The sequence below is a fragment of the Anaerobacillus sp. QJM3NY_32 genome (genome assembly GCF_056173645.1).
This window is the reverse complement of record NZ_CM149684.1, coordinates 4308106-4329494: the sequence shown is the minus strand read 5'-3', so window position 1 is coordinate 4329494 and position 21389 is coordinate 4308106. Positions and strand designations below refer to the sequence as shown.

Annotated in this window: 22 protein-coding genes and 4 tRNA genes; 25 read left to right on the top strand and 1 reads right to left on the bottom strand. The window is 39.8% G+C overall.

What is annotated here, in order from left to right:
• Positions 1 to 2 precede the first annotated feature (2 nt).
• From rsmG to AC0VYH_RS22135, 6 genes are all read left to right on the top strand, one after another.
• Complete coding sequence (rsmG, locus tag AC0VYH_RS22160) at positions 3 to 716, top strand: 16S rRNA (guanine(527)-N(7))-methyltransferase RsmG (protein WP_226615958.1); 714 nt, start codon at positions 3 to 5, stop codon at positions 714 to 716.
• Positions 717 to 834: 118 nt separating this feature from the next.
• A complete protein-coding gene (gene noc, locus AC0VYH_RS22155; protein ID WP_194218148.1) occupies positions 835 to 1674 on the top strand; it encodes a nucleoid occlusion protein in 840 nt (279 codons plus the stop codon).
• A 170-nt stretch (positions 1675 to 1844) separates the two neighbouring features.
• Positions 1845 to 2630: a ParA family protein gene (locus AC0VYH_RS22150; protein ID WP_371017943.1), complete on the top strand. Its 786-nt coding sequence runs from the start codon at positions 1845 to 1847 to the stop codon at positions 2628 to 2630.
• On the top strand, positions 2623 to 3471 hold the full coding sequence (locus AC0VYH_RS22145; protein WP_475366267.1) for a ParB/RepB/Spo0J family partition protein: 849 nt from the start codon (positions 2623 to 2625) through the stop codon (positions 3469 to 3471). Before AC0VYH_RS22150 ends, AC0VYH_RS22145 begins: the two co-directional genes overlap by 8 nt.
• A 76-nt stretch (positions 3472 to 3547) precedes the next feature.
• Positions 3548 to 4696, top strand: coding sequence for an aminotransferase class V-fold PLP-dependent enzyme (locus AC0VYH_RS22140; protein ID WP_475373165.1), 1149 nt, complete (start codon positions 3548 to 3550; stop codon positions 4694 to 4696).
• A 13-nt stretch (positions 4697 to 4709) separates the two neighbouring features.
• Entirely contained in the window at positions 4710 to 5423 is a 714-nt protein-coding gene (locus AC0VYH_RS22135) for a DUF554 domain-containing protein (protein ID WP_430244390.1), read from the top strand.
• Positions 5424 to 5558: 135 nt separating this feature from the next.
• Here AC0VYH_RS22135 and yyaC read toward each other — a convergent pair whose 3' ends face one another.
• Positions 5559 to 6188 carry a spore protease YyaC gene (gene yyaC / locus AC0VYH_RS22130; RefSeq protein ID WP_475368266.1) on the bottom strand — a complete coding sequence of 210 codons (630 nt, stop codon included), beginning with the start codon at positions 6186 to 6188 and terminating at the stop codon, positions 5559 to 5561.
• A 125-nt stretch (positions 6189 to 6313) separates the two neighbouring features.
• Here yyaC and AC0VYH_RS22125 point away from each other — a divergent pair, with 125 nt between their 5' ends.
• The 19 genes from AC0VYH_RS22125 (at position 6314) to AC0VYH_RS22035 (ending at position 21192) form a co-directional block, all read left to right on the top strand.
• Positions 6314 to 7336: a YkvI family membrane protein gene (locus tag AC0VYH_RS22125; RefSeq protein ID WP_194218154.1), complete on the top strand. Its 1023-nt coding sequence runs from the start codon at positions 6314 to 6316 to the stop codon at positions 7334 to 7336.
• 25 nt (positions 7337 to 7361) lie between these two features.
• Positions 7362 to 8246: a mechanosensitive ion channel family protein gene (locus tag AC0VYH_RS22120; protein WP_475366265.1), complete on the top strand. Its 885-nt coding sequence runs from the start codon at positions 7362 to 7364 to the stop codon at positions 8244 to 8246.
• Between the two features lie 13 nt (positions 8247 to 8259).
• On the top strand, positions 8260 to 8457 hold the full coding sequence (locus tag AC0VYH_RS22115; RefSeq protein WP_430244397.1) for a DUF951 domain-containing protein: 198 nt from the start codon (positions 8260 to 8262) through the stop codon (positions 8455 to 8457).
• Between the two features lie 196 nt (positions 8458 to 8653).
• Positions 8654 to 9754 carry a redox-regulated ATPase YchF gene (ychF, locus tag AC0VYH_RS22110; protein WP_194218157.1) on the top strand — a complete coding sequence of 367 codons (1101 nt, stop codon included), beginning with the start codon at positions 8654 to 8656 and terminating at the stop codon, positions 9752 to 9754.
• A gap of 141 nt (positions 9755 to 9895) precedes the next feature.
• Positions 9896 to 10192 (top strand): 30S ribosomal protein S6, encoded by a 297-nt coding sequence (rpsF, locus tag AC0VYH_RS22105; RefSeq protein ID WP_048311133.1) that lies wholly within the window; start codon positions 9896 to 9898, stop codon positions 10190 to 10192.
• Between the two features lie 26 nt (positions 10193 to 10218).
• Entirely contained in the window at positions 10219 to 10731 is a 513-nt protein-coding gene (gene ssb, locus AC0VYH_RS22100; RefSeq protein WP_098445609.1) for a single-stranded DNA-binding protein, read from the top strand.
• A gap of 63 nt (positions 10732 to 10794) precedes the next feature.
• Positions 10795 to 11031: a 30S ribosomal protein S18 gene (gene rpsR / locus AC0VYH_RS22095; RefSeq protein ID WP_048311135.1), complete on the top strand. Its 237-nt coding sequence runs from the start codon at positions 10795 to 10797 to the stop codon at positions 11029 to 11031.
• Between the two features lie 156 nt (positions 11032 to 11187).
• Complete coding sequence (locus AC0VYH_RS22090) at positions 11188 to 11487, top strand: HPr family phosphocarrier protein (RefSeq protein ID WP_475373164.1); 300 nt, start codon at positions 11188 to 11190, stop codon at positions 11485 to 11487.
• Between the two features lie 250 nt (positions 11488 to 11737).
• On the top strand, positions 11738 to 12664 hold the full coding sequence (locus AC0VYH_RS22085; protein ID WP_475373163.1) for a YybS family protein: 927 nt from the start codon (positions 11738 to 11740) through the stop codon (positions 12662 to 12664).
• Positions 12665 to 12679: 15 nt separating this feature from the next.
• Positions 12680 to 14656, top strand: a complete 1977-nt coding sequence (locus AC0VYH_RS22080) for a DHH family phosphoesterase (protein ID WP_404683851.1) — start codon at positions 12680 to 12682, stop codon at positions 14654 to 14656.
• Complete coding sequence (rplI, locus tag AC0VYH_RS22075; protein ID WP_194218163.1) at positions 14653 to 15096, top strand: 50S ribosomal protein L9; 444 nt, start codon at positions 14653 to 14655, stop codon at positions 15094 to 15096. Before AC0VYH_RS22080 ends, rplI begins: the two co-directional genes overlap by 4 nt.
• 48 nt (positions 15097 to 15144) lie before the next feature.
• Positions 15145 to 16506 (top strand): replicative DNA helicase, encoded by a 1362-nt coding sequence (gene dnaB / locus AC0VYH_RS22070; RefSeq protein WP_194218164.1) that lies wholly within the window; start codon positions 15145 to 15147, stop codon positions 16504 to 16506.
• Positions 16507 to 16750: 244 nt separating this feature from the next.
• Complete coding sequence (locus AC0VYH_RS22065) at positions 16751 to 18037, top strand: adenylosuccinate synthase (RefSeq protein ID WP_194218165.1); 1287 nt, start codon at positions 16751 to 16753, stop codon at positions 18035 to 18037.
• Positions 18038 to 18165: 128 nt separating this feature from the next.
• Positions 18166 to 18603, top strand: a complete 438-nt coding sequence (locus tag AC0VYH_RS22060; RefSeq protein WP_194218166.1) for a PilZ domain-containing protein — start codon at positions 18166 to 18168, stop codon at positions 18601 to 18603.
• A 118-nt stretch (positions 18604 to 18721) separates the two neighbouring features.
• Positions 18722 to 18797, top strand: a tRNA-Lys gene (locus AC0VYH_RS22055).
• 171 nt (positions 18798 to 18968) lie between these two features.
• Positions 18969 to 19045: transfer RNA gene (locus AC0VYH_RS22050), tRNA-Met, on the top strand.
• 119 nt (positions 19046 to 19164) lie between these two features.
• Positions 19165 to 19240, top strand: a tRNA-Asp gene (locus AC0VYH_RS22045).
• Positions 19241 to 19417: 177 nt separating this feature from the next.
• Positions 19418 to 19493: transfer RNA gene (locus tag AC0VYH_RS22040), tRNA-Phe, on the top strand.
• Between the two features lie 292 nt (positions 19494 to 19785).
• Positions 19786 to 21192 carry a peptidoglycan DD-metalloendopeptidase family protein gene (locus AC0VYH_RS22035; RefSeq protein ID WP_475373162.1) on the top strand — a complete coding sequence of 469 codons (1407 nt, stop codon included), beginning with the start codon at positions 19786 to 19788 and terminating at the stop codon, positions 21190 to 21192.
• The last annotated feature ends 197 nt before the right edge of the window (positions 21193 to 21389 follow it).

Here is a 21389-nt window from a genome sequence, read left to right as displayed (position 1 = left end):
CTATGAACGAGCAACAGTTTCAGGAGTTGTTAGAGGAGAAAGGGATTACTCTTTCTCCTGAACAGCTTCAACAATTTCAAACATACTATGAAATTCTAGTTGAATGGAACGAGAAAATGAATCTGACAGCTATCACTGATAAAGAGGAAGTCTACGAAAAGCACTTCTTTGATTCAATCATGGCGGCGTTCTCATTTGATTTCTCTTCTGACTATCATATTTGCGATGTGGGAGCGGGCGCAGGTTTCCCAAGTTTGCCTATTAAAATTTGTTTTCCACATTTAAGCATCACTATTGTCGATTCACTTAACAAGAGAATCGGTTTCTTAGAACACCTTTCATCAAAACTTAAGCTAACAAATGTGTCATTTTATCATGACCGTGCTGAATTATTTGGTAAAAACAAAGATCATCGTGAAAAGTATGATGTTGTCACAGCAAGAGCCGTTGCAAGACTTTCTGTCCTTGGTGAGTTGTGTCTTCCTCTCGTTAAACCAAACGGTTATTTTGTTGCGCTAAAAGGCCCAGGTGTAGAGGATGAATTAGAGTCTGGTAAACAGGCGATTAAGCTTCTTGGTGGAGAAGTTGTGAAACGAGATACGCTAACACTACCTAAAGAAAAGAGTGAGCGTAATATCGTTACAATTAAAAAAATCAAAACAACTCCAAAAAAATATCCAAGAAAGCCAGGCACACCAAATAAAAATCCTTTATAATAAAGATGGACTGCATTTGAACGGATAGGTGTTTCACATGGAACGCTGCTACGACGGAAGGAATTCGGTTTTGAAGCAGCGAATCAGTTAAGGAGTCGATTAAAGGTGGTGTTAGGCGATGAAGCATACGTTTTCACGTCTTTTCGGTTTGAACGATGAAAAAAGCGAGACGATGGAAGCAGAACAAGAGGAAGTGAAACAGCTTCTTGTTGAGGATATTATCCCAAACCGTTTCCAACCTCGAACAATTTTTATAGATGAGAGAATTACTGAACTATCTCAGACGATAAAGACCCATGGAGTTATTCAGCCGATCGTGGTTCGAGAACGTGAAGGCAAGTATGAAATTATTGCCGGGGAAAGACGCTGGAGAGCAGTGAAAAAGCTAGGTTGGGAGCGAATTCCTGCCATTATTAAGGAATTTAACGATTCTCAAACAGCCTCTATTGCGCTTATCGAGAACCTGCAGCGTGAAGAGCTAACAGCTGTTGAAGAAGCTATGGCTTATGCCCAGCTTATTGAGCTACATGATTTAACTCAGGAGAGCCTCGCTCAGCGACTTGGCAAAGGGCAATCTACTATTGCGAATAAGCTTAGATTACTGAAGCTCCCCGAGCCTGTTCAAAGAGCGCTTCTCGAGAAAAAAATCACGGAGAGACACGCTCGTGCTTTGATTCCACTTAAGAATCCTGAGAATCAAGTAAAAGTTCTCACAGAAGTTCTTGAAAGACAATGGAATGTGAAGCAGACGGAAGAACGTGTTGTTCGTATGCTAGAAGGCACTGTACCTAAACCGAAGCCTAGAAAAAAATCGGTTAGTAAAGATATGAGGTTGGCTGTCAATACGATCCGTCAATCGCTTGATATGGTAACAGAGACTGGTTTAACGATTGATACAGATGAAGAAGACCATGACGAATACTATCAATTTACGATCCGAATACCTAAAAAGAAGTAAACTCATCCAAACTGGATGAGTTTTTTTTGTACATATAAAACGTTAAACAGATAGTATTAACTTCAAATATGCTGAGCTGTTTTCTGTTTCTATCTCTTTCAGGGAGGAAATGGAATTTTATTGAGAATACCGTCCGGCTAATAACAAACGTGATAAAATAGAAAGAAAGAATGGTTGGAGAATGGGGTGACATCTTGGTGAATATTGTTGCTGTAGCAAATCAAAAAGGCGGAGTGGGAAAGACGACCACTTCAGTGAATGTAAGTGCCTGTCTCGCCTATCTTGGTAAAAGGGTCTTGCTTGTTGACATTGATCCTCAGGGGAATGCAACAAGTGGCGTTGGGATTGAGAAAGGCGATATTGAAAAATGTGTGTATAACATCCTCGTAGATGACCTAGATGCTGGAGACATTATTCAGGAGACGATTGTTGAGAATTTGCACGTCATTCCTTCAACAATTCAGCTTGCAGGAGCAGAGATCGAACTTGTTCCCACCATTTCCCGGGAAGTAAGATTGAAAAGGGCGCTAAATAAAGTTGAAAAAAACTATGATTATATTATAATTGATTGTCCTCCATCGTTGGGGTTATTAACAATTAATGCTCTTACAGCCGCAGATGCAGTGCTTATTCCTGTCCAATGCGAATACTATGCACTTGAAGGACTAAGTCAGTTACTTAATACAGTACGACTCGTCCAAAAGCATTTAAATACAGAATTAAAGATTGAAGGAGTACTGTTAACAATGCTTGATGCAAGGACAAACCTTGGTATTCAAGTGATTGAAGAAGTTAAAAAGTACTTCCAAGAAAAAGTCTATCGAGTGATCATACCAAGGAATGTACGTTTGAGTGAGGCGCCAAGTCATGGGAAGCCAATCATTGTCTATGATCCAAAATCTCGAGGGGCTGAATGCTATTTAGAACTTGCAAAGGAAGTGTTAGTCAATGACTAATCGTGGTTTGGGTAAGGGAATTAACGCCTTTTTCCCTTCCCAAAATGAGAACGAGACTGTGAGGGATATTCCCGTTAATGAGCTTCGTCCTAACCCTTATCAACCGAGAAAGAAGTTTAGTACTGAAGCGATTGAAGAATTAAGTGCTTCGATTCAAACTTTCGGTGTCCTCCAGCCATTAATCGTTCGTCAAAGCATTAAAGGCTATGAAATTGTTGTAGGTGAGCGGAGGTATAGGGCTTCTTTAGAAGCAGGTCTTACAACCGTTCCAGCTGTTGTGAAAGATTTAACAGATCGAAAAATGATGGAAATTGCCTTAATTGAAAACTTGCAGCGTGAGAATCTAAATCCGATTGAAGAGGCGCATGCTTACCAGAAACTGATGGAAGAAACAGATGTGACACAGGAAGAATTGTCAAAACGCCTGGGTAAAAGTAGACCGCATCTCGCTAATTTCCTTCGTCTTTTACAGTTACCTTCTGAAGTACAGGAGTATATTTCAGACGGAAAGCTCACGATGGGGCATGGGCGGGCGATACTTGGATTAAAAAATAAAGAAGCTAGAAAGCCACTTGCGGATCGAGTTCTTCAGGAGAAATTAAACGTTCGCCAGCTAGAGAAGTTAATTACGGAATTGAATCAGAATGTTTCACGTGAAACAAAGAGAAAAGAGAAGTCAGATCCGTTTCTTAAGGAAAAGGAAGATCACCTTCGTGAGCGATTTGGAACGTCGGTTTCAATTAAAAGAATGAAGAAAAAAGGTAAAATAGAGATTGAGTTTTTCTCAGAAGAAGATCTAAATCGCATATTAGAAGTGTTAGAGAAAGAAGATAACGAATAAAAGCATAAACTGCCATTCAGTTTATGCTTTTATTCTAGCTTAGTAGAATTTGAAACGAACTTAATGGGGTGGTAATGTGATTTATCTTGATCAAGCGGCAACGTCCTTTCCTAAGCCGCCTGAAGTTGTTCAGGCTATGACTGAGTGTATGACCGAATACGCGGCAAATCCAGGTCGTGGTGGACATGCGTTATCCAAGCGCGCTGATAACATGATTGTACAAGCACGTGAACAGCTGGCTGATTTCTTTGGCTTTGACCAACCTGAACGCGTTTGTTTTACAGCAAACGCTACAGGAGCTCTTAATCAGGCAATAAAAGGTTTTTCCTTCAATGAAGGGGATCATGTATTAACCACTTCTTATGAACACAACTCAGTACGTCGTCCTTTAGAATATATGAAGAAAACTTCAGGAATTGAAGTGGATTACATTAATCTGGAGACGACTGAGGAATTTGATGTCGAGGCATTCTGCAATGCCATACGATCTTCTACAAAAATGATTATTGTTTCACATGGCTCTAATCTAACTGGTAAAATTATTCCTATCGATGAGATTGGAAAAATAGCCAGAGAACAGGGAATTACGTTTCTCGTAGATGCCTCCCAAACAGCTGGTATTATTCCTATTCATATGGAGCAAATGAGCGTTGATCTATTGGCTTTCCCAGGTCATAAAGGTTTACTTGGTCCGCAGGGTACAGGTGTACTAATGGTTAGCAAAGCGGTTGAGCTTAATCCTATATATCATGGCGGTACGGGGAGTAGTTCTGAGTTGGTCGATCAGCCACTAAAATACCCTGAACGCCTTGAGAGCGGAACCGTCAATACACCAGGAATTGCCGGGTTATTAGCAGGTCTCAATGCAGTGAAGAAAATGGGTCTTCATAAAATAAGAATGCATGAACTGCATTTAACTGAGCATCTAATAAATGGATTAAAAGAAATTAATTATGTGAAGGTGTATGGACCTAATAAAGAACGCCTTGGAGTTATCCCTTTTACTATTGAAGGAATTGATGCTCAGGAAATTGCAATTATACTTGATCAGCATTACGAGATTGCAGTAAGAGCAGGCCTACACTGTACTCCACTTGGACATGAAACGATCGGAACGACCACTACTGGAGCGGTACGATTAAGTGTGGGACCTTATAATACAATAGATGAAATTAATAAAACCATCCAAGCAGTAGAAGAAATTGTTGAGGGGTACTTTGGCTGAGGAGATGTAGGAAATGGTATTATTAGGAACAGTTGTGAATGGTGCAGCCATTATTGCGGGTACGCTGATTGGCACGGTTAGCAGTCGCATCCCTGAACAAACGAAAACGACAATTATGCAGGGACTAGCTTTAGTTGTTTCTGTTATCGGACTACAAATGGCCATGAAAAGCGAGCAGTTCTTAATTGTAATTGGCAGTCTGGTGCTGGGCGGTATACTAGGTGAGTATTGGAATCTAGAAGGAAAGCTGAATGGTTTAGGGAAGTGGATTGAGAGAAAAACTGGTGCTGCTTCGGAAGGCAGCGTAGCTCAAGCTTTTGTAACAGCTACACTCGTTTACGTTGTTGGTGCTATGGCTATTCTTGGGGCACTTGATAGTGGCCTACGAAATGATCACTCAATATTATTTACAAAGTCTTTAATAGATGGTTTTACTGCAATTATGTTTACAGCAACGCTAGGTTATGGTGTATTGTTTTCAGCAATACCCGTAATGCTGTATCAAGGAGTTCTTGCTCTCTTTGCTGCACAGATAAACCAGTTTGTCCCTCAAGCCCTTCTCGATGCGTTTATTGCAGAGGTAACTTCTGCAGGAGGAATTATGATTCTAGCAATTGGATTGAACTTGCTCGGTATTGTTAAAATTCGAGTAGCTAACTTTCTCCCTGCTTTATTAATTGCAGCTATTCTTGTCTCAAGTCTGTACCTCATGCCTTCGATGTTTTAGAATGCGATTATTTAATCAGGTTTTGTTAAGCAGTCAAAAATCAAGAAACCATATGATTTAGTAACAGAGATCTATATTAAAAAGACCCGTACTCTGGTTTTGTAAATGACCAGGATACGGGTCTTTTTGTCGACGTTATGGAAGTTGAAGAAGGTCATCTCCCCAATTTAAGGCATTGTTCTTCTCGAGTGACATATCTGATCCATATGCTTCAATAGATTGATGAAGACTTATAGCCATAACATCAGCCATTTTCATAACTAAATTTAATCGTGTATTTTGCAAAACAAAGTATTCCATGAATCCACTAACATTCACGATCCCTGTTAAATGAATATCCCCAACTTCTGGGAGCTCTTTTTTTACTCCCGCACCTGGCTTCACAGGGCCCTCTCCTGCCGTAATAATTCCAACAGAGTGAAGACGTCCGAGACAAGCATCAATTCCGATAATAAATGGACGAGTGTGCGTCTGTTCAATTGATGTCATCACTTCATTTAAATTCACAGCATGAACTGGTGACTCAAGCGTACCGTATACTGTTGCTTTTGGCTGAAGCTGCTGCAATTTGCTTCCAACAAGCGGGCCTAAAGCGTCTCCCGTTGAACGATCCGTTCCGATGCAAACGATCACAATTGAATCTGTTCTTCTCGTTGGCAGCAGAAGCGAAATCCTCTCACTAAGTGTTTCTATAGCAAGATCATCCTCATGATGGATTCGATATGCAGCAGGTTTTTTTTGAAAAAACTTGTCTCGAAGATTCATAGGATTCTCTCCTTTGTAATAGTAGTAACAGTATACGGAATTTTGACGTGATCTATACATACAAGATCATTTCTGCCGTGGATTTTACTTCAATTTCGTATTGAGTAAGACTAGGAGGGAATGCCATGATAAGCGGTGGAATGAAATGGTTGTTTCTTATATTAGGAACGATGATTGGTGCAGGCTATGCATCAGGGAGAGAACTGTGGCAATTTTTTGGTCATGAAAGCGTACTGGCTATCATTTTATTTACAGTCATGTTCTCGATTTGTTGTTATGTGATTATGAAAATAAGTTACGAAACGAAATCCACTCATTATTTGCCGATTTTGGAACGACTTGTGGGCAAAAAGTTAACCGGAATCTATGATTTACTCATTATCCTGTATTTGTTTACAACAACGATTGTAATGTTTGCAGGTGGTGGGGCAACGATGGAAGTGGTTCATCTACCTTATTGGTTAGGTATTTGTATTCTTGCTGTATTAGTTATTATCCTTTTCTTCTGGGATATCAACGGGATGTTATCAATGAATGCCATTATTCTTCCTTTGCTTATTATTCTCTTACTTTCAGTACTTGGATTGTTCATTCACTCGAATCCCTCAGCTATGCTTTTTAATTGGACAAAACAAGCGAACTGGCCAGCGGCTTTTACGTTCACAGCGCTAAATATTTTACCACTTGTCGCAGTCCTTTCAGCCGTCGGTCATCAAATTAAGCATAAAGGAGAAATTTGGATTGCGAGCCTTGGAAGTGGATTAATTCTCGGGGGAGTGTCTTTTCTTTATAATCAATCACTCATACAGGTGGCTCATGACCTTCTTTTATACGAGATCCCATTGTTTGCGATCTTAAAAACGTATCCGTACTATATGATTTTGATTATGTCTGTCTTACTATGGTTAGCCATATACACTACAGCTGTAAGTGGAGTCTTTGGTCTTACATCGAGATTTCGAGATTTGCTTGGTCTTCCTCTATGGATTGTCGCTTTTATTATTGTCATGATTATGCTTCCGTTTACTGCGTTTGGTTTTTCTACACTAATTGCTTTTTTATACCCTCTGTACGGTGTACTAAATCTCTATATTTTAGCATCTATCTTGATTTTCCCAGTTCTTAAACGGTATGATTTGTTATCATAGTACTAAAAACTGGGAGGTATGTGGATTGGATTGGTTCGATTCTTTGTGGACGCCTACATATCAGTATTTATCCAATCGTGAGCTTTGGGGGAATATGGTCAAAAGTGCACTTACTATTTTAGCTATTTTAATTGGTACATGGATCTTTTTGCGAATAGCAAAATCAGCATTAGGTCAGATTTTCTCTATTCGTTTAAAAAGCCCCCTCCGGTTATCGGAACGTAGAGAAGCGACTCTCATAAGGTTGATTGAGAATGTTCTAACCTATGTTACTTATTTTGTTGCACTAGTTATGATTTTGAGTGAATTTGGCGTAGACGTTCGGACCCTAATTGCTGGAGCCGGAGTGGTTGGTCTTGCTGTAGGTTTCGGGGCACAGAACCTTGTGCGTGATGTTATTACAGGTTTCTTTATTATTTTCGAAAAACAGTTTTCTGTAGGCGATTATGTCCGTATCTCTAGTGTAGAAGGATTTGTTGAAGAAATTGGACTACGCGTTACGAAAATTAAAAGTTGGACAGGAGAACTTCATATCCTACCGAATGGTAACATTAATCAAGTAACGAATTATTCTATTCATAATAGTATTGCCGTTGTTGATGTGAACATTGCGTATGAAGAACATATACAAGAAGCCGAGAAAGTGATCATTGATTTAATGGACGAGCTGTATGAGCAGTTTGATGCTATGATTGTGAAACCGGAATATCTTGGAGTCCAGGATTTAGGGCAGTCAGAAGTAGTTCTTCGTATTATCTCAGAAGTGCATCCAATGGAGCACTGGGTCATAGGGCGAGAAATCCGAAAAGCGGTTAAACAACGTTTTGATGAAATTGGTATTGAAATTGCTCTGCCACGCGTTGTCATGTATCAGCGTGATGAGCAAAGTGAAGTAAAAGAAAAAGCATAAAGGGGGAATCCTTATGTCTGATAAAGACTTTGGCTTGAATGACATTGTCGAAATGAAAAAAGCGCATCCGTGTGGAGAAAACCGTTGGAAAGTAATTCGGATGGGAGCAGATATCCGAATCAAGTGTCTCGGGTGTGACCATAGTGTGATGCTTCCAAGAAAAGAGTTCTCTAGAAAATTGAAAAAAGTTCTTGAGCATGCGGAATCGTGACCGTCCATATTGGGCGGTCATTTTACTTATAGAGAAAGGGGGACGCTTGTTTTTTTGCTTCGTCATCTCTATAATTGATAAGGTATGTCGTTCGTTGAACAAGATGATCAAAAAAGTCTATTTATGGCTCATTTAGCCATCTTTATATTTATAAAAATCGCCTTCTGAGGCAGATACTTTTAAAGGAGTGACCGAGATGGCATTAACCACCGGTATTGTAGGACTTCCGAATGTTGGGAAGTCAACTTTATTTAACGCAATTACACAGGCAGGAGCAGAGTCAGCTAACTATCCGTTCTGTACAATTGATCCGAACGTTGGAATTGTAGAAGTTCCAGATGAGCGTCTTCAAAAGCTAACTGAGCTTGTAAATCCAAAGAAGACTGTACCAACAGCTTTTGAATTTACAGATATTGCTGGGATTGTTAAAGGGGCAAGTAAAGGCGAAGGCCTAGGAAACAAGTTTCTTTCTCATATTCGTCAAGTAGATGCGATTTCTCAAGTTGTTCGCTGTTTCGATGATGAGAATATTACACACGTTTCTGGTAAAGTAGATCCCATTTCTGATATTGAAACGATTAACCTTGAGCTAGTCCTTGCAGACCTTGAATCAGTAGAAAAGCGCATCGCCCGTGTTCAGAAAATGGCGAAGCAAAAAGATAAGGAAGCGCTAGCTGAATTTAACGTTCTCACAAAGCTTAAGGAAGCATTTGAAGAAGAACAGCCTGCTCGAAGCGTAGAGCTAACGGAAGAAGAAGAGAAAATTGTTTACGGTTACCATCTATTAACGAAAAAGCCTGTTCTTTACGTAGCAAACGTTGACGAAGATGATCTTCTGGACCCAACTGATAATGAATATGTGGCTAAAGTTCGTGAATATGCTGCAAAAGAAGGCGCAGAAGTTATCGTCGTTTGTGCGAAGATTGAATCCGAACTCGCTGAACTTGAAGGCGAAGAAAAAGATGCATTTCTTGAAGACATCGGAATCTCTGAGCCGGGATTGAATAAATTAATCCGCGCTTCCTATGACCTTCTTGGACTAGCTACTTACTTCACAGCTGGTGAGCAAGAAGTTCGTGCGTGGACATTCCGTCTTGGAATGAAAGCTCCACAAGCAGCTGGTATTATCCATACAGACTTCGAACGTGGTTTTATCCGCGCAGAAATTGTAGCTTATGATGACCTAGTTGAAGCTGGGACAATGGCTATCGCGAAAGAAAAAGGAAAAGTTCGTCTTGAAGGAAAAGAGTACATTGTAAAAGACGGAGACGTGATCCATTTCCGCTTTAACGTTTAAGATATAGATTCAATTTCTACGGTACTTGCTAATAAAGAATTAATTTGGTATAATCTAAAGCTGTGAGTAATTATCTTTGTATACTTACTCCTTGCTCTTAATTCCAGTTAAGAGCCGTTAGACCAAAAGGAGGTGAACGGAATGCGTAACTACGAAATTATGTACATTATCCGTCCAAACATTGAAGAGGATGCACAGAAAGCTCTTGTTGAGCGTTTCAACGGTATCCTTACAGACAATGGTGCGGAAATTAATGAAACTAAAGAAATGGGTAAGAAGCGTCTTGCTTATGAAATCGAGAATTTCAACAGCGGGATCTACATGCTTCTTAACATTAACAGTAATACTGAAGCGATTGATGAATTCAGCCGTTTGATGAAAATCAACGACGATGTTCTTCGTTTCATGACGATCAACCTAGAAGAAGCTAAAAAGTAATTGTTTTATAAATAGGAGGGGTTCTGATGCTGAATCGCGTCGTATTAGTTGGACGTTTAACAAAAGACCCTGAATTGCGTTATACCCCTAGTGGCGTAGCGGTTGCGAACTTCACACTTGCTGTGAATCGCCCGTTTACGAATCAGCAGGGAGACCGCGAAGCTGATTTTATCAACATTGTTGTATGGCGCAGACAGGCAGAAAATGCAGCCAATTTCTTGAAAAAAGGCAGCCTTGCTGGTGTAGATGGACGAGTTCAGACTCGCTCTTATGATAATAGCCAGGGACAGCGTGTGTTTGTGACAGAAGTGATGGCTGAAAGCGTCCAATTTCTCGAGCCTAAAGGTTCTAACCAAGGCGGTGGCGGAAGCGGTAACAGTAGTAACTACGGTGGCGGCAACCAAAACAGAGAAACCGGCGGTTACGGGAATCAGAACCAAAATCGTGATAACAACCGTGATCACTCCAATTTTGGAGATGACCCGTTTGCGAGCGATGGCAAGCCGATCGACATTTCAGATGATGACTTGCCGTTCTAATACTCTCTGTTTCGAGCGGTGAAAACAGAGATCGAATTTTAAATGCAAAGGAGGTAACTACCCATGGCAAGACCAGGTGGACGCAGAGGTCGTCGTAAAAAGGTTTGTTTCTTCACAGTAAACAAAATCACTTACATCGACTATAAAGATACAGATCTTCTTAAGCGCTTCGTATCTGAGCGTGGAAAAATTCTTCCACGTCGTGTAACAGGTACTAGCGCTAAATATCAACGTCAATTGACTCGTGCGGTTAAACGTGCTCGTCAAATGGCTTTACTACCATACGTACTTGGTGAGTAAGTTTTAAAACAGTGGGACAATGTCCCACTGTTTTTTTCTATACAAGTTTATTCTGAAATAATGTTTTTTTACATTGTTTGAGAATAAGTGGTTTATCATTTCACATTTTGAGGGAATAAGAACCTTACAAGAGATCTGTAAGGAGGAACCACAATAATGAAAAATGTGGAAACAACAACAATTAATCTGACAGAGCAGCTTAGTATGAACTCCCTTATGGCATTCGTAAAAAAAGCGAAATCGTTTAACAGTCACGTGTCACTTTATCGTAATGGTCATAGCATTAACGCAAAGAACTTAACTAGCGTTATAACGTTCAATCTTACGGTGAAAGAAAATGACTCACTTCTTCTTATTGCTGACGGTGAGGATGCTACCGAAGCATCTATGCAATTAGAAAAATGGCTTCAAAATGAAATGGATAGCGCAAAAGAAGAGTCTTTATCTCTTATGTAATACATAGTAGGCTGTTTAGAAAACAGCCTTTTCTTAATGCTTACTATTCAAATTAATGAAACATTTGCTGAAACGGGCAGAAATTCTTACAATGTAGTAAGGGGATTTCGACCCGTTTTTTTGAATTATATAAAAGGTAGTTTATTTAATTCGTGTAAACACTGGTATGGTAGGGCGTGAGACTGAATGTAGATTTATTTAGTAGTCGGACCTAATCGCCCACTTCCGCTTTACTGAAAAGGAGTTAATGATGAAGAATCGTGCTGTTGTACCGTTAGTTGAAGGAGCTGCGCTTGCGGCTGTGTTTGCTGTTTTATTTTTGGTAACGATGTATGTTCCTGTTGTTGGTGTAATTACTTTATGGGCTCTTCCAGTGCCGTTTATTTTAATGGTAGTTCGGAATGGGTTGAAGAGTGGATTGGTGATGTGGGCCGTCACTATCGTTATTGGGGTATTAACAGCTGGTATACCTTCGTTTGCTTTTACCTTAGTATTTAGTCTTGGTGGTTTAACTGCTGGGTACTTATATTATCTTCGTAAATCTGCGCTTGCTGTTTTACTTGGTAGTACCATTGCTTATGTTGTTGGTTTGGTTATCATTTTCATTTCAAGTATTTTACTTATTGGTCAAAATCCAGCCGATTTATCTATGGAAATGATGAATCAATCTTTTCAACATGCTGAGTCAATGGCGAAAGCTTTAGGGGGGAATTCGGATCAAATTGCTCAGGCTAGGGAGCAAATTAGTTTGATTCGATATCTTATCCCAACTGTTCTTGTGTTAATGGGGGCGGTTATTGCGCTTATATCTCAACTTATTTCGGTGCCGATTTTAAAGAGGGTAGGGAATTTTCATCCACCAGTCTTTCCACCAATCCGAGAATGGTCATTTCCGAAGAGTTTTTTATGGTATTATTTAGTTGTTACTATTGTTATGATGGTAGGATTAGAAGAAGGATCTGCTGTATTTGTTGCATCCATTAACGTTTACTTAATACTCAACGCACTGATATTTGTTCAGGGGATTGCAGTCATTTACTTTTTTAGCCATCAAAAGGGGTGGCCCATCGTCGTGCCAATTCTGTTAACGGTTCTTGGCTTCGCACTAACATCATTTATTGTTATTATTGGAATCATTGATCTTGGTTTCGAATTGCGAAGGAGAATGAAATCATAGGTAGGAGCTGAAAGTATGCCAAAGTTTTTAACGAAACGGTGGCATGGTTATCATGTGGTAGCCTTGTTCGTCATTTCCATCCTGTTTATCGGCATCATCACCTATTACAACTGGATATTAGGGGTTGGAAGCGTAGTGGTCATGACGCTTCTTGTTTATACAGCGATTCGAGCTGAATCTTTATTTCAAGCTGCACTTAGGGATTACGTATCAACTCTGTCTCACCGCGTGAAGAAGGTGGGAGACGAGGCTCTTATGGAGATGCCTTTTGGAATATTGCTGTATGATGAGGATTATCACATCGAATGGACCAATCCATATTTGCCTATCATGATGGAGAAAGAACAGTTGATAGGACTTTCGTTGAATGATATATCAGAGCAAATTATTCCCTTTTTGAAGTCAGAAGCGAATGAAGAAATTTTAACGATCCATGATCGTAAGTACAAAACGTATTTCAAACAAGAAGAAAGACTTCTCTATTTCTTTGATGTGAGTGAAAAAGTAGAAATACAACGTCTTTATAGCGAAGAAAAAACGGTTGTTGGGATTATTTATCTGGATAACTATGAAGAAGTAACCCAGGGACTTGGTGATCAGGTGCGTAGTAACTTAAACAGCTCTGTTACCTCGATTCTAAATAACTGGGCTGATGAGCAGGGAATTTTCTTGAAGCGAAGTTCATCTGAGAAATTCTTTGCTGTATTAAATCAAAAGATCCTTCAGGATTTGGAGAAAAATAAATTCTCTATCCTTGATGAAGTGCGTGAAGCTACTTCGAAAGAGAACATTTCCATTACATTGAGTATAGGTATTGGTAGTGGCCATAGTACACTTACGGAACTTGGTCAATTAGCTCAATCTAGTCTTGATTTAGCACTTGGACGTGGTGGTGACCAGGTGGCGATTAAGCAGACAACCGGGAAAGTGAAGTTCTATGGAGGAAAGACCAATCCAATTGAAAAGCGGACAAGGGTTCGAGCACGAGTTATTTCTCACGCTTTAAGAGAACTTGTACTGGATAGTGATCAAGTCATAATTATGGGACACAAAAATCCTGATATGGATTCTATCGGTGCATCGATAGGTATATTAAAAGTAGCACAGGCTAATGGAAAAGAAGGTTCTATCGTTTTTGATCAAAACCAACGGACAAGTGGTGTCTCAAGATTAATGGAAGAGATTGAAGGGAATGACCAACTTTGGGCTCGCTTTATTGACCCTGAAGATGCGCTTGAGAATTGTACACCGAATACGCTTCTAGTTGTCGTCGATACCCATAAACCTTCTCTTGTGATGGAAGAGCGCCTTTTACAAAAGCTTGACCATGTGGTTGTTATTGATCATCATAGACGTGGAGAAGAGTTTATTGAAGATCCAGTTCTTGTGTATATGGAGCCATATGCTTCTTCTACAGCTGAACTTGTAACGGAACTCTTTGAATACCAGCCTAAAAGGCTCAAAATGGACATTATGGAAGCAACAGCTCTTTTAGCAGGGATTATTGTGGATACAAAAAGCTTTACGCTTAGAACCGGTTCTAGAACATTTGACGCTGCATCCTATTTAAGGGCACATGGAGCTGATACTGTTCTTGTACAGGAGTTTCTACGTGAAGACATTGCCCAGTATATTAGGAGAGCCAGAATTATTGAGAAATCGCACATCTATCGAAGCGGTATTGCGATTGCACTCGGTGAAAGAGATCAAACATATGATCAAGTATTGATTGCGCAAGCCGCAGACACGCTCTTATCAATGAGCGGCGTGATTGCTTCTTTCGTTATTTCAAAACGAACTGATGGTAAGATTAGCATTAGCGCAAGATCGCTTGGTGATGTTAATGTTCAGATTATAATGGAAGGCCTTAATGGCGGTGGGCACTTAACCAATGCTGCGACGCAAATTGATTCTGGATCAATCGAAGAAGCAGAAGAATTGCTTAAGGAAACAATTGATAACTATTTGGAAGGGAGCGAAGATGAATCATGAAAGTGATTTTCTTAGAAGACGTAAAAGGTAAAGGTAAAAAAGGCGAAGTGAAAAATGTGGCAGACGGTTATGCTCGTAACCATCTGTTGAAGAATAATCTAGCTCTAGAAGCAAATAATGCAAATATGAAAACTTTAAAAGCAAAACAGCGCAGTGATGATAAAAAGGCTCAGGAAGAGCTTGATGAGGCTAAAGCACTGAAGGAAACAATCGAAAGCCTTGAAGTTGAATTGGAAACAAAATCTGGTGAAGGCGGCCGTTTATTTGGATCCATTACAAGTAAAAATATTGCTGAAGAACTGAAAAAGCACGACATTAAAGTGGATAAACGTAAAATCGAGCTTGATGAACCAATCCGTTCACTGGGATACACGAATGTACCCATTAAATTGCACCATGATGTAACAGCAACTGTTAAAGTACATGTGGTAGAGCAATAATAGGTGATCACGGGTGGAAAATAGCGAAATGCTCAGGGGGAAAACAACATGAGTGATTTATTTGCTGATCGTACGCCACCTCAAAATATAGAAGCTGAACAAGCGGTAATCGGTGCTGTTTTCTTAGAAATTGATGCTCTGACAACAGCAACGGAAGTATTGCAGCCAGAAGACTTTTATAGAGCGGCACATCAGAAGATTTTCTCTGTCATGATTGATCTCTCCGAGAAGGGTGAGCCTGTCGATCTTGTCACGGTTACATCAGAGCTGCAGGATCTTAAAATTCTTGAAGAAATTGGTGGAGTGTCTTACCTAAGTGATCTGGCTAATTCAGTTCCTACGGCTGCGAACGTTGAGTATTATTCTAAAATTGTAGAAGAGAAATCAATCTTAAGAAGACTTATTCGCGCCGCCACTGATATAGCTTCCGATGGATATGCGAAAGAAAATGAGATTGAAAACCTTCTATCAGAAGCTGAGAAATCCATTATGGAGGTTTCTCAGCGAAAGAATACAGGAGCATTTATATCTATTAAAGATGTTCTTGTAACTGCCTATGACAATATTGAAATGCTACAAAACAGTACGGAAGATATTACAGGCATTCCTACAGGGTTTTCTGAGCTTGATCGAATGACCGCAGGCTTTCAACGAAATGACTTGATTATCGTTGCAGCAAGACCTTCTGTAGGTAAGACAGCTTTTGCTCTTAACATTGCTCAAAACGTCGCTACGAAAACGGATGAAAATGTTGCGATCTTTAGTCTTGAGATGGGTGCTGAACAGCTTGTCATGCGTATGCTCTGTGCTGAAGGGAATATTGATGCACAACGTCTTCGAACAGGTGGACTGACAGGAGATGACTGGCAGAAGCTGACGATGGCTATGGGTAGTCTTTCAAATGCCGGTATTTATATTGATGATACTCCTGGTATTCGAGTTGGTGATATTCGTGCTAAATGTCGACGCTTGAAGCAGGAGAAGGGCCTTGGCATGATTCTAATTGATTATATGCAGCTTATTCGTGGTAATGGATCTGGGGAGAACAGACAACAAGAAGTTTCCGAAATATCGAGGTCCTTAAAAGGCATTGCACGTGAACTAGAAGTACCTCTCATTTCACTATCACAGCTCTCTCGTGGAGTTGAGTCGAGACAGGATAAAAGACCAATGATGTCTGATATACGTGAATCTGGAAGTATTGAGCAGGATGCTGATATTGTCGCGTTCTTATACCGAGATGATTATTATGATAAGGAATCGGAAAATAAAAACATCATTGAAATTATTATTGCAAAGCAGCGAAATGGCCCAGTTGGAACAGTAGAGCTTGCTTTTGTGAAAGAATACAATAAATTCGTTAACCTGGAAAGGCGTCATGATGAAGGTGACATGCCACCAGGTGCCTAAAAAAGCCTCTTTTATGAGGCTTTTTTATTATAGTTCACAAAAATGAGCATAATAAAAGCACTCCATTTGTCTTATTTTTATTCAAAAGAAATAACTAAATAACGAACATAATTATATTTATTTATATAATTGTTCGGGTTTGTTGACTTACAACCATCAAATTGGTACACTTACCCTGGGTTTTTTAAAAAAAGAAGTATGCTTCTTGATGAATTAATCGTAGGAAGCATCTGGAGGTGCTCAAATGCCATCAGTAGTTGTGGTAGGAACACAGTGGGGCGATGAAGGTAAAGGAAAGATTACGGATTACCTCTCGGAAAATGCAGAAGTTGTCGCTCGTTATCAGGGTGGAAACAATGCAGGACATACAATTGTATTTAATGATACGAAGTACAAACTTCACTTGATTCCATCAGGAATTTTTTATGACGATAAAATTTGTGTCATCGGAAACGGAATGGTTGTTGATCCAAAAGCTGTTCTTGAAGAACTTGCCTATTTACATGAACGCAATATTAATACAGATAACCTGCGCATTAGCAATCGCGCACATGTTATTCTTCCTTATCACTTGAAGCTTGATGTAGTGGAAGAAGAGTACAAAGGCGAAAATAAAATTGGCACAACGAAAAAAGGAATTGGCCCAGCATATATGGACAAAGCTGCAAGAGTGGGAATCCGTATTTGTGATCTACTTGACAGAGAAGTATTTGAAGAGAAGCTGGAGCGTAACCTAACTGATAAAAATCGTCTTCTAGAGAAAATGTATGAAGTTGAAGGCTTTAAAAAAGAAGATATTCTTGAAGAATACTACGAGTACGGCCAAAAGATTGCAAAGTATGTTGTAGATACTTCAGTAGTCCTTAATGATGCCATTGATGAAGGACGTCGTGTTCTATTTGAAGGTGCACAAGGTGTCATGCTTGATATCGATCAGGGTACATACCCATTTGTAACGTCTTCAAATCCAATTGCTGGTGGGGTTACAATTGGTTCAGGTGTAGGACCTAGTAAAATTAATCATGTTGTTGGTGTTTCGAAGGCTTATACGACACGAGTAGGTGACGGTCCGTTCCCTACTGAGCTTCATGATGAAGTAGGCGACCAAATTCGTGAAGTAGGAAATGAATATGGTACAACGACTGGCAGACCGCGCAGAGTTGGCTGGTTCGACAGTGTTGTAGTACGACATGCACGCCGCGTAAGCGGAATTACCGATCTTTCTCTAAATTCCATTGATGTACTGACTGGCATCGAAACGCTTAAAATTTGTACAGCCTATAAGTACAAAGGTGAAGTTATTGAAGAGTTCCCAGCAAGCCTTAAGGTTCTTGCTGAATGTGAACCTGTTTATGAAGAAATGCCTGGTTGGACAGAAGATATTACTGGTGTGAAAAACCTTGGTGATTTACCACCTAACGCACGTCACTACATTGAGCGTGTTTCACAATTGACAGGTATTCCATTATCAATCTTCTCAGTAGGTCCAGACCGTAATCAAACAAATATGATTCGTGGCGTTTTTGCTTAATTAATCGAGCTGGCAGCTGAGACTGCCAGCTTTTTTTAGAACATTAGAAGTTGGAAAATTCTGCAGAAAAACGATTTTTGTGGTAAACTTGGACTATCAAAATTGTTAAACTTTGATGAGGTGTTCGCATGAGTCGGAATAAAAGACAGGTCTTTCGTCAGCAGCTTGACGTTCCTTTTGCTGCAAGGATGAGAATTATTGAAAAGAACACACCTGTCGCTACGGATTTTAACCATAAAATTTATATTCATGATATCGGACTCGAAGGTATTGGTTTTTCTGTAGATTTCGAAGCGCCAATGCATACGAATATGGAGTTTTCGATTAAGTTAAATGATGAACCATTTCGCATTACAGGTGAAGTGGTGTGGGGGAAGCCAAACGATCCTAATGATCCAAACACAAGAGCAAGCCACTTTTTTGGTGTGAAGTTTCATCTCAAAACAGATAAGGAATCCTCTCTCATTTTTCAAGAGGTCAATCGTTTCGCTATTAAACGTCATCGTCGGAAACAAGAAATTCGTGAAATGATGAAAGAGCGATTAAATAAACAGGCAAAGGGGTAAATTAGGACAGAGTTAACTTACTCCATGGCTGTTTTTTTATTTTCTTTTCAAGATCTCTTGCTTTTTATGAAATCCAATGATATGATAAATCTTGTCGTCGTTACACGATACTTATGACGAGCCATTAGCTCAGTTGGTAGAGCATCTGACTTTTAATCAGAGGGTCGAAGGTTCGAGTCCTTCATGGCTCACCATTTTCTTTAGATGAAAATGATACATATCGTCGCGGGGTGGAGCAACGAGCGTTACTTCATTGAATCAACGTCGAGTTGTTTCGACGGATACGCATCGGAGCATAATCTTGCAGAGGACGAAACAGTGCACAGCATAAAGAAGCAAGTGCAGCAATCTTTCATTCATATCGTCGCGGGGTGGAGCAGTTCGGTAGCTCGTTGGGCTCATAACCCAAAGGTCGCAGGTTCAAATCCTGCCCCCGCAACCAAAAATTTAACTGCGTCGATTAATCTTCCTTGTTAAATTTTTATCAGAGTCCCTTCAGGGGCAACCTAAACGCATAACTTGGTATGATTTCTCTCAAACGTAAGTGAACAATATTAGAATGGTCTCGTGGTGTAGCGGTTAACATGCCTGCCTGTCACGCAGGAGATCGCGGGTTCGATTCCCGTCGAGACCGCCATTTAATCTATTAAATGGAATTAGTAATATGGCTCTGTAGCTCAGTCGGTAGAGCAACGAGCAAAGCTTCATCGAATTTCCGACGAGTTGTCCCGACACAGCTAGCTTCAAAGCAAGGCTTGTAGAGGAAGGGACAGAGTTTTACACAGCATAAGCTGATGGACAGTATATCTTATATGGCTCTGTAGCTCAGTCGGTAGAGCAGTGGACTGAAAATCCACGTGTCGGCGGTTCGATTCCGTCCGGAGCCACCATTATTTTTCAATTAACAACGTACATATATCGCATATCTCTCATTGAGAGGTATGCGTTTTTTGTTGTAGATTTTTTAAAGCGAACTATTTCTTGCAGTTGTGATCCTTATTCAAAGTGTAAGGTAATCGATGAAGAACCTTCCAGTTTTCTGGTATGAGTTGCCACGATCGTGACGAAACGACTACATTTTTATTACAAGTTGAGTATTTGTACCCATGTGACTTCCTGTATGTGATAAAGTGCGAAACGTGAGCAAAAAAGATAGTTTTAGCTTTAGCGGGGGGAAGTCGCATGAAAAAAATAAATGTACGTCGTTTTATACAACTTTCGGTCATTGTAACGAGTGTTAGTACACTTTTTTGGATAGAACCAGTTGGTGCATCAGTTTATAATCTCATGAAGCCTGTTTATCACGTTTATATAGATGGAGAAAACGTAGGCACTGTGGATAGTCGAGCGGTGTTGAACGAGAATATAAAGGAATTAAAAAAAGAACAAGAAGCAAATGGTGTGAAGTTATCAGTTGAGAATGACGTGGAGGTTGTGACGGAACGCTTATTTAAACCTTCAGTTGACAATAAGGAAGCACTCGAGCAATTAGATGAAGAAATTACGTTTACTGGTGAAGGGTATACCCTATCGTTTGATGGAGAGCAGGTAGGGAGCTTCGTGAGTGAGGAACAAGCAAAAGATGCTCTATGGGAGTACGCTAAGTCCTTACTTACTGATGATAAAGTGAAGCAAATTGAGAGAACAAGTCTGAATGTATTCGAATCAGGTGATAAGCCTCATCCGATCGATGCTGTTGAGCTCTCACAACCGTTTACAGTTGAAAAGAATGAAGTGAACCCAGAGGATATTTTAACGGAGGAGGAAGGAGTGTCCCTCCTTAAATCAGGTTTTGAAGAAGAGGTAACATATAAAGTTACAGAAAACCAATCTCTTAAACAAGTAGCTAAAAAGTTTAACATGGATGTTAAAGAATTAATGGAAAAAAATAACCTTTCTAGTGAGGATGAGATACAGAAGGGTGATCAATTAAACGTTCTTGAGAAGAATAAATTTGTAAACGTGATGGAAACGGTAGAAATTGAAAAAACAAAAGAAATTCCATATCAAGTTACTAAAAAGAAAAGTGATTCTCTCTTAAAAGGTGAGAAGAAAGTAGCGCAAGATGGAGAAAAGGGTAAGAAGACTGTTACTTATAAAGTAAAACGCGAAAATGGAAAAGCCGTTGAAAAGAAGGTTGTGAAAGAAGATGTTTCTAAGGAACCTGTAGATGAGGTAATTAAAATTGGAACAAAGGTAATTCCCTCAAAAGGAACTGGTTCATTTGCATGGCCTGCTGTAGGAGGAACAATTACAAGTAAGCAGGGCGATCGCTGGGGATCTTACCATAAAGGAATCGATATTGCGGGGGTATCAGATAAAACAATCCGTACAGTGGATAATGGGAAGGTTACAGCTGCAGGTAAGCGAAGTGGTTATGGGAACCAGGTTACTGTTAATCACAATAACGGTTTAAAAACAACTTATTCTCACCTGGCGTCCATTTCTGTCTCAGTTGGCGATACGGTTCAGAAGGGTGACAAAATTGGAGTTATGGGTAATACAGGAGATTCAACAGGTATTCATCTTCATTTTGAAGTATATAAGAACGGTGATCTTGAAAATCCAATGAATTACGTGAAAAAATAACCTTCAGTGAAAACTGAAGGTTTCTTTTATGGCTTCCTGGCGAAAGATGTGTTTGAAGGGCGAATGCATTAGTAGGACTTCATAAGCCATTAGGTAACGATGTTATAAGACGAAAGAGAAAGGACGTAGCGTTTCTCTTATAGAAGTTAAGGGAAGAGCGGTAGGGAATCGTAATAAAACCTACATAATATGATAAA